Annotated in this window: 11 protein-coding genes and 1 rRNA gene; 6 read left to right on the forward strand and 6 right to left on the reverse strand. The window is 68.6% G+C overall.

Annotated features, from left to right (window positions below):
- Positions 1-108, forward strand: a 5S ribosomal RNA gene (gene rrf / locus FJU31_RS04495); the annotation flags it as partial.
- 362 nt (positions 109-470) lie between these two features.
- Here rrf and FJU31_RS04500 read toward each other — a convergent pair.
- The 3 genes from FJU31_RS04500 to hemH form a co-directional block, all read right to left on the reverse strand.
- Complete coding sequence (locus FJU31_RS04500; RefSeq protein WP_150453670.1) at positions 471-2,573, reverse strand: methyl-accepting chemotaxis protein; 2,103 nt, start codon at positions 2,571-2,573, stop codon at positions 471-473.
- Between the two features lie 308 nt (positions 2,574-2,881).
- Complete coding sequence (locus tag FJU31_RS04505; RefSeq protein WP_150453671.1) at positions 2,882-3,727, reverse strand: alpha/beta fold hydrolase; 846 nt, start codon at positions 3,725-3,727, stop codon at positions 2,882-2,884.
- Positions 3,724-4,686 (reverse strand): ferrochelatase, encoded by a 963-nt coding sequence (gene hemH, locus FJU31_RS04510; RefSeq protein ID WP_150453672.1) that lies wholly within the window; start codon positions 4,684-4,686, stop codon positions 3,724-3,726. Before hemH ends, FJU31_RS04505 begins: the two co-directional genes overlap by 4 nt.
- A gap of 165 nt (positions 4,687-4,851) precedes the next feature.
- Here hemH and FJU31_RS04515 point away from each other — a divergent pair, with 165 nt between their 5' ends.
- The 4 genes from FJU31_RS04515 to tatC all read left to right on the forward strand — a co-directional run bounded on the left by FJU31_RS04515 (position 4,852) and on the right by tatC (position 7,288).
- Positions 4,852-5,739 carry a lipid-binding SYLF domain-containing protein gene (locus FJU31_RS04515; protein ID WP_150453673.1) on the forward strand — a complete coding sequence of 296 codons (888 nt, stop codon included), beginning with the start codon at positions 4,852-4,854 and terminating at the stop codon, positions 5,737-5,739.
- Between the two features lie 74 nt (positions 5,740-5,813).
- Positions 5,814-6,041: a Sec-independent protein translocase subunit TatA gene (gene tatA, locus FJU31_RS04520; protein ID WP_108770514.1), complete on the forward strand. Its 228-nt coding sequence runs from the start codon at positions 5,814-5,816 to the stop codon at positions 6,039-6,041.
- Positions 6,042-6,056: 15 nt separating this feature from the next.
- On the forward strand, positions 6,057-6,542 hold the full coding sequence (gene tatB / locus FJU31_RS04525) for a Sec-independent protein translocase protein TatB (protein WP_150453674.1): 486 nt from the start codon (positions 6,057-6,059) through the stop codon (positions 6,540-6,542).
- Positions 6,539-7,288, forward strand: coding sequence for a twin-arginine translocase subunit TatC (gene tatC, locus FJU31_RS04530; protein WP_150453675.1), 750 nt, complete (start codon positions 6,539-6,541; stop codon positions 7,286-7,288). The genes tatB and tatC overlap by 4 nt, the downstream gene beginning before the upstream one ends.
- A 74-nt stretch (positions 7,289-7,362) precedes the next feature.
- On the opposite strand, the gene FJU31_RS04535 is transcribed toward tatC, so the two are convergent.
- The 3 genes from FJU31_RS04535 to FJU31_RS04545 are packed head-to-tail and all read right to left on the reverse strand — an operon-like array spanning position 7,363 to position 10,873.
- A complete protein-coding gene (locus tag FJU31_RS04535) occupies positions 7,363-8,274 on the reverse strand; it encodes a BPSS1780 family membrane protein (RefSeq protein WP_150453676.1) in 912 nt (303 codons plus the stop codon).
- Between the two features lie 51 nt (positions 8,275-8,325).
- Complete coding sequence (locus FJU31_RS04540) at positions 8,326-9,072, reverse strand: glutamine amidotransferase (RefSeq protein ID WP_150453677.1); 747 nt, start codon at positions 9,070-9,072, stop codon at positions 8,326-8,328.
- Positions 9,044-10,873 carry a GspE/PulE family protein gene (locus tag FJU31_RS04545; protein WP_116863075.1) on the reverse strand — a complete coding sequence of 610 codons (1,830 nt, stop codon included), beginning with the start codon at positions 10,871-10,873 and terminating at the stop codon, positions 9,044-9,046. Before FJU31_RS04545 ends, FJU31_RS04540 begins: the two co-directional genes overlap by 29 nt.
- Before the next feature lie 83 nt (positions 10,874-10,956).
- On the opposite strand from FJU31_RS04545, the gene glyQ reads away from it, so the two are divergent.
- Positions 10,957-11,868: a glycine--tRNA ligase subunit alpha gene (gene glyQ, locus FJU31_RS04550; protein ID WP_150453678.1), complete on the forward strand. Its 912-nt coding sequence runs from the start codon at positions 10,957-10,959 to the stop codon at positions 11,866-11,868.
- The last annotated feature ends 25 nt before the right edge of the window (positions 11,869-11,893 follow it).

Raw genomic sequence — 11,893 nt, forward strand, 5'->3', positions numbered from 1 at the left:
AAATTAGCGCTGTGGAACCACCCGATCCCATCCCGAACTCGGAAGTGAAACGCAGCTGCGCCGATGGTAGTGTGGCTCAAGCCATGCGAGAGTAGGTCATCGCCAGGGTTTATACCCAAAAACCCCGCTGCTTGCGCAGCGGGGTTTTTTCTTTGCGCGTGGATAATCATGCTGCGTGGATGTGCCGTACCGGCAAACTGCATGGAGCAGCACCGGTAATGCCGGCCGCTGGCCGGCAAAAGCGCGGCACAGGCGCCTGCAGGAACAGCGGTGCCAACCAAGGTTGGCATCTACGAGAACAGCGGTGCCAACCAAGGTTGGCATCTACGAGAGCACGGGTGCTCGTGGATGGGGCGGCCCCAATTAGATCCACGGAACACCGGTAGTGCCGGCCGCTGGCCGGCACAGGCAAGGTGCCAACCGCGGTTGGCACCCACCCAAGGCACACAGCAGGAGCCGGGCGCGTGGCCTCAGGCCGGCGCCATCTCCCGCGTTTCCTGCTGCCGGAACACCGCAACCGCTTTACTCAGCGTGCCCGCCTGCACCTGCAGTTCGCGTGCGGCGGCAGTGGCTTCTTCCACCAGGGCCGCGTTCTGCTGCGTCGCCTGGTCCATCTGCACCACCGTCTGGTTGATCTGTTCGATGCCGCTGGTCTGCTCCTGTGAGGCAGCCGAGATCTCCCGCATCAACGCGCTCACGCTCTGCACGCCGCCGACAATGCCCTGCATGCGCTGGCCGGCGTCGGCCACCAGCTGCGCGCCTTCGCCCACCTCGCGGCCGGCTTCGTCGATGAGCGTCTTGATCTCCTGCGCGGCCGCCGCCGAACGCTGGGCCAACACGCGGACCTCGCTGGCAACCACGGCGAAGCCACGTCCCTGCTCGCCAGCGCGGGCGGCCTCCACCGCGGCGTTCAGGGCCAGGATGTTGGTCTGGAACGCAATGCCGTCGATGACGCCGGTGATGTCGCCGATGCGACGCGAGGCGGCTTCGATGGCCTGCATGGTGGTGACCACCCGCTGCATGGCGAGGTTGCCTTCGTTGGCCGCGCCCTGGGTGGTGCTGGCCAGGTCGCTGGCTTGGCGCGCATGGCTGGCATTCTGCCGCACGGTGGCAGTCAGTTCCTCCATCGACGCGGCCGTCTCCTGCAGGTGTGCGGCCTGGCGCTCACTGCGCTCGGACAAGGCCTCGTTGCCGGAGGCGATCTCGCTGGCGGCGCCACGGATCGCGCCGGCGCTGCGCTGGATGCGGCCGACCATGCGCGCCAGCTGGGTCGCCGTGGCGTTGGCGTCGCGCTGGATGGCGGCAAACGCACCGTGGTACTCGCCTTCCATGCGTCGGTCCAGTTCACCGCGGGCCAGTGCGGCCAGCATCTGTCGTACCTCACCGACCGTGCCACCCACCGTGGCCAGCAACTGGTTGATGCCTGCGGTCAGGCCGTCCAGGAAGCTGGCGCCCTCACCGGCCTGCAGGCGCTGGTCGAGATCGCCGGCCGACGCCGCCGCCACGATGCCGGCCACCGAATTCTCCAGCGTCAGCTCATGGGTGCGGTCATGCCACTCCACGGCAAACCCCAGGCGCATGCCCTGCGCGTCGAACACCGGCGTGACCACCTGGGCGAAGTGCACCGGGCCGATCTGGATCTTGCCGTTATGGGTGACCTGCAGTGTGTTGAGGATGGCGCGGATGCGGTCGGGGTTGGCGTGGAAGCGATGGATGCTGCTGCCGACCAGCAGTTCGGCATCGAAATCGGGGAAGGCCTGGCGCAGGTTGGCCTGCTGGTTGCGCAGCAGGGCCACCACCGAATGGTTTACGTAGCGGATCACGTGGTCGTTGTCGGCGATCATCATTGCCGTACACGAAACATCCAGCGCCTGGCGGATCTGTGCGTTGTCGGCATGACCCTGCGCCTGGCGTTCGCGCTGCGCCTGCACGTGGCGGGCGGTGTCGGCCAGGGCGTGGGCCAATGAGCCCACGGCGTAATCCCGCACGTTGCCGTGCGCGGACAGGTCGGCGCCGGTGGCGATGTCGCGGGCAAGGGCGGCCAGCCGCTGTGGGCAGTGGCCCAGCGCCTCGCTCTGCTGGCGCAGGCGTGCGGCGGTCGGTCCGAGCACGACCGCAAGCGCGGCCAGCGCCGCCGCGTGCAATACGGCCGGCAGTACCGCGGCGCCCTGCACAAGCGGCAGCAGCAGGGCGATCACCCCGACCGCGCCGGCCAGGCACAGTGGCAGGCGGTCGCGATGACCCAGCAGGACCCCCAGCAGCACGGCGATCGGCAACGCCGGTCCGAGGCCACCCAGGTGGCAGAGCAGGCAGAGCTGGATGGCGACGAGCACCGCAAGGCCATTGCGGGCCAGCGGCGTGCCGGCCTGCGGGCCACCCAGCCACGCGGCAGGCAGCACCGCGGATGCCGCCAGCGCGGCGACCAGTCCGCCCTGGCTGCCTGCGGCAAGGCCCAGCCCAAGCAGGGCCATGACGGCGCTGCCCAGCAGCAGGCGGCGGTCACCGCGCCGTGCGAGCTGTTGCAGATAGGGAAGGCGGCCCTGGTCGGGCGGGCGGGGGGATGCAATGGACATCGGCGACTCCTGGATCAACGGACGGCAACGGCCCCGCAAACCCGCACGCGCGACGGCGGGACGGTGGCAGGGCAAGGATTGCGAAAAGGGAAGGTGGAGCAGGCAGGCACCGGGGCCACGTCCTGTGGGCGGTGGTGCGGACAGACAGGCATGCGGGCTTCCTTGCAGGACCACGAACAGCCGCAGGCCCGACCGGGCCCGCGTACCGCGGGCGCAGGCGCCCGCAACTGTTCTATCGGCCGCGCGCGCCTGGAGTGAAGTGCGCGTGAAGGTTTCCGCTCAGACTCGGTTGCGTTGAAGCACGCTGGTCAAACGGCAAGGAAGCCGTTGATGACCTCGCCGATCTGCGCCGGCTGTTCCATGTGCAGATGATGGTTGCCCGGGAACACGGCCAGGCGGCCGTCGCGCAGGTGCTGCAGGCGCTGGCTGCGCCCCGGCTCGGGATAGTAGGCCTGTGCCGGCGTGGCGTAGATCACCTGGGTGGGGCAGGCGATGGCCTGCAGCAGATTGTCGATCTGCCCCTCGCTGAGGCGGATGGCGGTGGGCAGCATCAGGCGCGGATCGCTGCACCAGCGGTAGCCGCCCTCCACCGGCTCGACGCCGCGCTCGACCAGCAGGCGGGCGCAGTCTTCGCTGAGCTGGTTGGTCATCATCCGCGCGCGGATGGGCGCGGCCAGTTCGGGGAACACGCGCAGCTGCTTGCGGGCCAGGGCGCGGGTGGCGGTCACATGCTCGCGCAGGCGATCGGCGGTTTCTTCTTCCGGCCCGCGCAGGCCGCCCAGCGCCTCGATGGCGATCAACCGCTCGACGCGATCACTGACCGCGGCGGTGAGGCTGGCGATGCCAGCGCCCATCGAATGGCCCATCAGAGTGAAGCGGTCCCAGCCCAGCGCGTCAGCCACATCGAGTACGTGGGTGATCGCTGCCGGGGTGGTGTAGACCGCGCCGGCCGGCAGGTGGGCGCTGTGGCCGTGGCCGGGCAGGTCGATGGCCACCAGTTCCACCTCGGCAAGGTGCGGCGCCAGCGGTATGAAGCTGGCGGCGTTGTCCAGCCAGCCATGCAGGGCCAGCACGCGGGTGCCACCGGCAGGGCCGCCGCGCAGGCCCGCCACGCGCGCACCGGCCACGTCCATCGCGAACGGTTGCAGGCTCATGCCAGTGATGCAACGGCGAGGCGTGCCAAAGCACGGGCGTGTTCGGGTTCGGCGTTGAGGCACGGGATGTAGCGCATCTGCGCGCCGCGCTCGGCCAGGGTTTCGGTGAAGCCCATCGCCACTTCTTCCAGCGTTTCCAAGCAGTCGGTGGCAAAGCCCGGGCAGACCACGTCGATCTGCTTCACGCCCGCTTCGGCCAGCGCCCACAGGCTCGGTTCGGCGTAGGGCTGCAGCCAGCGTTCGCGGCCGAAGCGCGACTGGTAGCCCAGCTGCCACTCATCGGCAGCCAGGCCCAGTGCCTTGGCGATGGCCTGCGCACTGGCTTCGCAGCGCTGCGGGTACGGATCGCCGGCATCGGCCAGGCGCTGCGGAATGCCGTGGAAGGAAAACACCAGCTTCTGGCCGCGGCCGTGCTGCTGCCAATAGCGCTGGATGGAGCCGGCCACCGCAGCGACCCAGTCCGGGTCGACCGAGTAATCCTGCACCAGGCTGATGGTGATGCCGGGATGGCGGCGCTGCCAGTCATCCACGCGGTCCTCGATCGAGGCGGTGGTGGTGGTCGAATACTGCGGGTACAGCGGCAGCACGACGATGCGGCGCACGCCCTCGGCGGCCAGGCGGTCGAGCTCGGCGGTGAGCGCCGGCGCGCCGTAGCGCATGGCATGGCGCACCCGCAGGCTGGGCAGCAGGGCCTGCATGGCCTCGGCCAGGCGGCGGGTATGCACCATCAGCGGCGAGCCTTCCGGCAGCCACACCAGGGCGTACTTCGCGGCTGAACGGCCACTGCGCAGCGGCAGGATGAGCCCACGCAGCAGCGGCTGCCAGAGCAGCGCCGGAATCGAGACCACGCGGGGGTCGGAGAGGAATTCAGCCAGGTAACGACGGACGGCGGGAGCCGTCGGCGTCTCGGGCGTGCCTAGGTTGACCGCCAGCACGGCGGTATCGGGTGCGTCGAGCATGAGGGCTATTGTCGCCGATCCGATGCCGCGCCGGGGTGCAGGGTTTGGATCGTGTCGATGCAGGGCGCTTACCCGCATGCGTCACGCTCATTGGATATTCATCACAACGCCACTAATTTCAGTCACTTGCTATATCTTCCTATGGACTGACTTCTGGAGCCCGCCATGCGTCGCCCGATCCAAGCCCTGCTGATCGCCGCCAGCCTGCTGTCCAGCCAGGCCATGGCCGGACCGCAGGAAGACCAGCGCGCCCGCAACGCGGTGCGTGTGCTGGCTGAAATCCAGGAAATTCCCGAACAGGGCATTCCGGACAAGCTGCTCGACGAAGGCCGCGCCGTCATCGTCATTCCCGACACGATCAAGGCCGGTCTGGTCATCGGCGGTCGCCGTGGCCACGGTCTGATGTCGGTACGCATGCCCAATGGCGCCTGGTCCAACCCGGTGTTCATCAAGCTCACCGGCGGCAGTATCGGCTTCCAGGCCGGCGTGCAGTCCTCCGACGTGGTGCTGGTGTTCCGCAACGACCGCAGCCTCGACAACCTGGTCAACGGCAAGTTCACCCTGGGCGCCGATGCTGGCGTGGCCGCCGGTCCGGTGGGGCGCAATGCCGCCGCCGCCACCGATGGCCAGCTGAAGGCGGAAATCTGGTCGTGGTCGCGTGCCCGCGGCCTGTTCGCCGGCGTCGCTCTGGATGGTGCCGTGCTGCAGATCGACGATGCCGCCAACCTCGACGCCTACGGCAGCAACACCACGCCGCGGATGATCTTCGAAGGTCGCGCCGCAGGCTCGCCGTCGATGGACGTGGTCGCCTTCCGTGACCGCCTGGAAGAAGCCACCTACGCCGCCCGCAACAACCGCACCGGCAACGGTGGCACTGCCAGCGCGCCGCCGCCGCCGCCGGCCCAGGCGCCTGTTCAGGCACCGCCGCCGGCCCCGGCCGAAGCGACTACCGCGCCGCTGCAGAACATGCCGCAGACCCCGCCGCCGGCACAGCAGGGTTTCCAGCCGGTCGGCGACGGTGAGATCCGTACCGAGACGCTGGGCGGCAACTGACTTTCGTCACGCGCGCCGGCTTACAGCCGGTGCGCTATGCTCGACAGCCTGATCACAACGTAACGAGTGTCTTTATGGGCAGTTTGAGCATCTGGCATTGGTTGATTGTCCTGGCCGTGGTTCTGTTGGTGTTCGGCACCAAGCGGCTGACCAGTGGTGCCAAGGACCTCGGCTCGGCGGTCAAGGAATTCAAGAAGGGCATGCGCGACGACGACAAGCCGTCGGCGCAGCTGGGCGACGAGTCGCGCAGCCAGGACGCCTCGCGCACGGCGCAGGACGAGCACGACCGCAACGCGCGTTGATCCGGAGCGGTTGCGGTGTTTGACATTGGTTTCAGCGAACTGCTGGTGATCGCGGTGGTCGCTTTGGTGGTGCTCGGTCCCGAGCGCCTGCCCAAGGCCGCCCGCTTCGCCGGCCTGTGGGTGCGTCGCGCCCGCAACCAGTGGGACTCGGTGAAGCAGGAGCTGGAGCGCGAACTGCAGGCCGAGGAGATCAAGCGGCAGATGCAGGACGTGCGGCAGAGCATGCGGGACACCGAGAGCCAGCTGCGTGCCAGCGGCGAGGCGATGCGGCGCGAGGCAGCGCAGGCGCAACAGCACGGCGGTGACCTGGCCCAGGAAGTGCGCGCGCCGGCCCCGGCGCAGACGCCGCCGCATCTGGCCGATGATGCCCCGGCTCCCCCGGCTCCCCCGGCGCCGCAGGATGTCGTTCCAGTTACAGATGCCCCTGTGCAGCCGGCCGCTACCGCGCCTGCTGACAACCCCGTCGCCGATGCGCCCACTCCGCCGGAGCGCCAGCCATGAGCGACCATGATTTCGGTGAAAGCTCGCTGGTCGAGCATCTGGTCGAGCTGCGCACGCGGCTGATCCGCGGGCTGCTCGGTTTCGGCGTGGTGCTGCTGGGCCTGCTGCCGTTCACCCAGAAGCTCTACAACGCGCTGGCCGAACCGCTGGTGTCGCAGCTGCCGAACGGGCAGACCATGATCGCCACCAACCCGGCTGGTGCGTTCTTCGCGCCGCTGAAGCTGACCTGCTTCGTGGCCCTGTTCGTGGCCGTGCCGTGGCTGCTGTACCAGCTGTGGGCGTTCGTCGCCCCCGGCCTGTACGCGCGAGAGAAGCGCCTGGCGGTGCCGCTGCTGGTGTCGTCGGTGCTGTTGTTCTACACCGGCTGCGCGTTCGCCTACTTCCTGGTGCTGCCGGCGGTGTTCCACTTCCTCACCACCTTCAGCCCGGAAGTGATCGCGATCACCCCGGATGCGAACGCCTATCTGGATTTCGTGCTGGCGATCTTCTTCGCCTTCGGCGGCAGCTTCGAGCTGCCGGTGGCGATGGTGATTCTGGTGCTGCTGGGCTGGGTGACGCCGCAGCAGTTCAAGGAAGGCCGCGGCTATGCGGTGGTCGGCATCTTCGTTCTTGCTGCCGTGCTGACCCCGCCGGACGTGGTCTCGCAGCTGATGCTGGCGATCCCGATGTGCCTGCTCTACGAGCTGGGCATCCATGCCGCACGCTGGCTGGTGCCGTCTGCAGCGGTGAAGAAGCCCGCTGCCTGATACGGGAACGCCGGGCATGGCCCGGCGTTGTTCATTGATCCGTTTCATCCACGCATGGCGTGGATCTACCAAGGTCAGGCGTGGAAGACGTCGTTCTGCGGCGGGGGGGCCGGCACCGGCGGTGCGGCGCGGTTGCCGCGGTGTACGAACATCTGCTTCCAGGCGGCATAGACCGCGCCGACGTACAGCGGCATCACCACCGTGGTCAGCACCAGCTGGGCGATGAAGGCCGCCGCCAGCGGGCCGCCGATCAGCATCGCGATCTGGATGACGATGACGAACAGGATGTAACCGCAGAACGCCGCGATCAGGCCCAGTACCGCGAATACGATCATCGCCACGATGTTCTCGACGCAGCCCTGCAGGCTCAGGCGCAGCGCGTGCATGCCGCTCTGCTTGTCGAACACCACCAGCGCCGGCTGGGTGAACATCGCCAGCGACAGGCCCACGGCAGTGACGAACACCAGCAGCAGCCACAGCGCGATGCGCTTGGCCGGCAGGTTGGCCACCAGGTTCGCCGCATCATCCGGGCTGATCTGCTGGCCGCTGCGGCTGATCTGCTCCATCTTGGTCATGACCTCGCTGAAGGCGGCAAAGCCTTCGCGGCCGATCATCAGGAACAGCAGCACGCCCAGCAGCAGCACCGCCAGCACCTGGATGGCCAGCGGCACCAGCAGGTGGCTGACGCGGTGGTCGCGGATCGGCTGCAGCAGGTGCGAGGCCAGGCCGGGACGGCCCTCGTCGATCTCGCCCATCGCGTACAGCATGCCGCCGAACATCACCGGCGAAATGGCCAGGGTCATCAACTGCACGGCCAAGCCCGCGGCACCCGGGATCAGGGTCGACAGAAGGGTGACCACCCAGCTCACCACCAGCCAGGTGAGGCCGATCCGGGCCAGCTGCAGCGGCGCACGCCGGTACAGCGAGAACGTATCCAGCAACCACTGGGCGCCCGCCGAAGCCGGCAGCTTGCGAATCTCTTTCATGGACATCCGGGAAGGGACAGAAGGGGGCCGGGCGTGTGCCCGTGCCGCCGATTATCCCTGTTTTGCGACCGGCTGGGCTGAAGACTGGCGGGCCTGACGGACGAAGCGCCGCAACAGCTGGCGGGCCAGGGGCGCGGCGCTGACCGCGCGCTCGATGCTGCGCGCGCAGCCGCCGTGGCGGCCGATGCAGTCGGCACGGGCACGGATGTAGCCGCGCATGTGGTGGGTGGCGAACTCGGGGTGGAACTGCACGCCCCAGGCCTGGCGGCCCCAGCGGAAGGCATGGCAGCCATCCAGCGGCGAGCGTGCCAGCACCGCGGCCCCCTCCGGCGCACGCAGCACGGTCTGCATATGGGTGGCGTGGGCCGGGAAGTGGCTGGGCAGGCCGCCGAACAGCGGATCCTCGGCGGCGGCCGGGTCCAGGGCCAGTTCGATCGTGCCCGACTCGCGCCCGGCCGGGTTGTAGGCAACTTCACCGCCGAGCGCGTGCGCCAGCAGCTGGTGGCCGTAGCAGATGCCGAACACCGGCAGGCCATCGTGGGCGACCTGGCGCAGCCAAGCCGCGCTGCGCTCGCTCCATTCGGCGTGGTCGGTGACGTAGGCGGCCGAGCCGGTCACCAGTACGCCGGCGAAGCCGCGGGCGTCGGGCAGGCGTCCGCCGTGCTCGACGTCGACCACCACCGTTTCGTGTTCTTCCAGCCCGGCAGCGACGCGGATCCAGTGCGGAAAACGGCCGTAGCGCCGCAGCGACGGCACCGGGCGGCCGGTTTCAAGGATCAGGAACGGTGCTGGATTCATCCGGAGGCGGCAGGACTGACAGGACTTCCTCGATTGTAGTCAGTCCCTGCGCCACCTTTTCAAGCCCCGCCTGGCGCAGGGTTCGCAGTCCTTCAGCCTGTGCCGCACGTCCGAAAGCGGCCAGATCCATGTCCGCGCGGATCAGCCTGCGCAGCCGCGAACCCAATGGCAGCAACTCATACAGGCCGATGCGGCCGAGGAAACCGGTGCGCCGGCACTCCAGGCAGCCTACCGGCCGACAGGGCGTGGCGGCATCTGGATATGCAGCATGGCTATCAGCCAGCACCGCCCAATCGGACGCGCCGAGGGTGTGCGGCTGCTTGCAGTGCGGGCACAGGGTGCGCACCAGGCGCTGGGCGAGGATGCCGTTGATGGTGCTGGCCAGCAGGTAGTGCGGCACGCCGATGTCGAGCAGGCGGGTGATGGCCGAGGCCGCGTCGTTGGTGTGCAGGGTGGACAGCACAAGGTGGCCGGTCAGCGAGGCCTGCACCGCCATCTGCGCGGTCTCCAGGTCGCGGATCTCACCGATCATGATGATGTCCGGGTCCTGTCGCAGCAGGGTGCGCACGCCGCTGGCGAAGTCCAGGTCGATGTTGGCCTGCACCTGCATCTGGTTGAACTCCGGCGAGATCATCTCGATCGGGTCCTCCACCGTGCACACGTTCACGTCCGGGGTGGCCAGCCGCTTCAGGGTGGAATACAGGGTGGTGGTCTTGCCCGAACCGGTCGGGCCGGTGACCAGCACGATGCCGTGCGGGCGCTCGACAAGCGCATTCCAGCCGGCGGCCTCCTGCGGGCTGAAACCGAGCTGGTCGATGCTCTTGAAGGCGGCATCCGGGTCGAATATGCGCATCACGCACTTCTCGCCGAAGGCGGTGGGCATGGTCGACAGGCGCATCTCGACCTCGCGGCCGCCCGGCGAACGGGTCTTGATGCGGCCATCCTGCGGGCGCCGGCGCTCGGCCAGGTCCATGCGGCCGAGCACCTTGATGCGGCTGACCACGGCAGTCATCACCGCCGGCGGCACCTCGAACACCTTGTGCAGGACGCCATCGATGCGGAAGCGCATGCGCCCCATCTCGCGGCGCGGCTCCAGGTGGATGTCCGAGGCGCGCTGTTCATAGGCGTACTGCAGCAGCCAGTCGACGATGTGGACGATGTGCTGATCGTCGGCGTTGACGTCACCGGCGCGGCCGAGCTCGACCAGCTGCTCGAAGCTGGGCAGGGTGGTGTTGGCTTCGCCGCGCACGTCGCCGCGGGCCCCGCGCACCGAGCGGGTGACCCCGAAGAACTCCATGGTGTAGCGGTGCAGGTCCAGCGGGTTGACCATCGCCAGCTCGATCTGGCGCCGGGTCAGGTGCTGCAGGTCGCGGCGCCATTCCTGGGCCAGCGGCTCGCTGGTGGCCACCAGCACGCGCTCGGCGTCAACCGCCAGCGGCAGGAAACGGTGGCGGCGGGCATAGGCGTGCGAGGCCACGGCGGTGACCGAGGCGACGTCGACGCGGGTCGGGTCGATGCGCAGGTAGCGGCAGCCGGTGCGCCGGGCCAGCCATTCTGTCAGGCGTTCCAGGCTGAGCTCGCCGCCCTCGCTGGCGGCCAGCTTGAGGTTGGACAGCAGCACCAGCGGATGCACTTCGCTGGCGTTGCGCGCGCCCTGTGCGGAAAAGCGCACGCGGTCGCGGTCACGTTCGGCGATGAGGCCATCGGCCAGTGCGGCAGCGGCCACCTGCTCGAACTGCAGGCGCCCTGGTGGCAACGGCGGCGGTGCCCCGGGCGTGCCTGCCGGCAGCCGGTGTTCCATCTGCCTGCTCCTCCCGGGTACGGAATGCCCCGCAGGTCGGCCGTTATACTAGCGCACCCCTCTGCCGGCCAAGAATCGTCCGCATGTCCGCGAACCCGACCGTTCCGATCACCTTCCAGGGCCTGATCCAGACCCTGAACCAGTTCTGGGCCCAGCAGGGCTGCGTGCTCATCCAGCCGCTCGACCTGGAGGTGGGCGCCGGTACGTTCCACCCGGCCACCTTCCTGCGTGCGATCGGCCCGGAAGGCTGGAACGCTGCCTACGTGCAGCCGTCGCGCCGCCCGACCGACGGCCGTTACGGCGAGAACCCGAACCGCCTGCAGCGCTACTACCAGTACCAGGTGGCGATGAAGCCGGCGCCGGACAACATCCAGCAGCTGTACCTGGATTCGCTGAAGGCGCTGGGCATCGACCCGCTGGTGCACGACCTGCGCTTCGTCGAGGACAACTGGGAATCGCCGACCCTGGGCGCCTGGGGCCTGGGCTGGGAAGTCTGGCTCAACGGCATGGAGGTGACCCAGTTCACCTACTTCCAGCAGGCCGGTGGCCTGGAGTGCCGCCCGGTGCTGGGCGAGATCACCTACGGTCTCGAGCGCCTGTGCATGTACCTGCAGAACTGCGACAACGTCTACGACCTGGTCTGGACCTATGGCCCGGACGGCCAGCCGGTGACCTACGGCGACGTCTACCACCAGAACGAAGTGGAGCAGAGCACCTACAACTTCGAATACGCCGACGTGGAAGAGATGTTCCACCGCTTCGATGCGTGCGAGCGCGAGGCGCAGAAGCTGGTGGAAGTGAACCTGCCGCTGCCGGCCTACGAACAGGTGATGAAGGCCAGCCATACCTTCAACCTGCTCGATGCGCGCCGCGCGATCAGTGTGACCGAACGCCAGCGCTACATCCTGCGCGTGCGCGCGCTGGCCCAGGCGGTGGCCAAGGCCTACTACGAGCAGCGCGAGAAGCTGGGCTTCCCGGGCGCGAAGAAGGCCTGAGGGCCCCGCGCTTTCCACTACTTCC

The sequence above is a fragment of the Stenotrophomonas cyclobalanopsidis genome, assembly GCF_008710035.1.
Lineage (GTDB): Bacteria > Pseudomonadota > Gammaproteobacteria > Xanthomonadales > Xanthomonadaceae > Stenotrophomonas > Stenotrophomonas cyclobalanopsidis.

Excerpts from the sequence above, each read along its gene's own strand:
- FJU31_RS04500 (WP_150453670.1), bottom strand. The coding sequence starts at position 2,573 with ATGTCCATTGCATCCCCCCGCCCGCCCGACCAGGGCCGCCTTCCCTAT.
- FJU31_RS04505 (WP_150453671.1), bottom strand. The coding sequence starts at position 3,727 with ATGAGCCTGCAACCGTTCGCGATGGACGTGGCCGGTGCGCGCGTGGCG.
- hemH (WP_150453672.1), bottom strand. The coding sequence starts at position 4,686 with ATGCTCGACGCACCCGATACCGCCGTGCTGGCGGTCAACCTAGGCACG.
- FJU31_RS04515 (WP_150453673.1), top strand. The coding sequence starts at position 4,852 with ATGCGTCGCCCGATCCAAGCCCTGCTGATCGCCGCCAGCCTGCTGTCC.
- tatA (WP_108770514.1), top strand. The coding sequence starts at position 5,814 with ATGGGCAGTTTGAGCATCTGGCATTGGTTGATTGTCCTGGCCGTGGTT.
- tatC (WP_150453675.1), top strand. The coding sequence starts at position 6,539 with ATGAGCGACCATGATTTCGGTGAAAGCTCGCTGGTCGAGCATCTGGTC.
- FJU31_RS04535 (WP_150453676.1), bottom strand. The coding sequence starts at position 8,274 with ATGAAAGAGATTCGCAAGCTGCCGGCTTCGGCGGGCGCCCAGTGGTTG.
- FJU31_RS04540 (WP_150453677.1), bottom strand. The coding sequence starts at position 9,072 with ATGAATCCAGCACCGTTCCTGATCCTTGAAACCGGCCGCCCGGTGCCG.
- FJU31_RS04545 (WP_116863075.1), bottom strand. The coding sequence starts at position 10,873 with ATGGAACACCGGCTGCCGGCAGGCACGCCCGGGGCACCGCCGCCGTTG.
- glyQ (WP_150453678.1), top strand. The coding sequence starts at position 10,957 with ATGTCCGCGAACCCGACCGTTCCGATCACCTTCCAGGGCCTGATCCAG.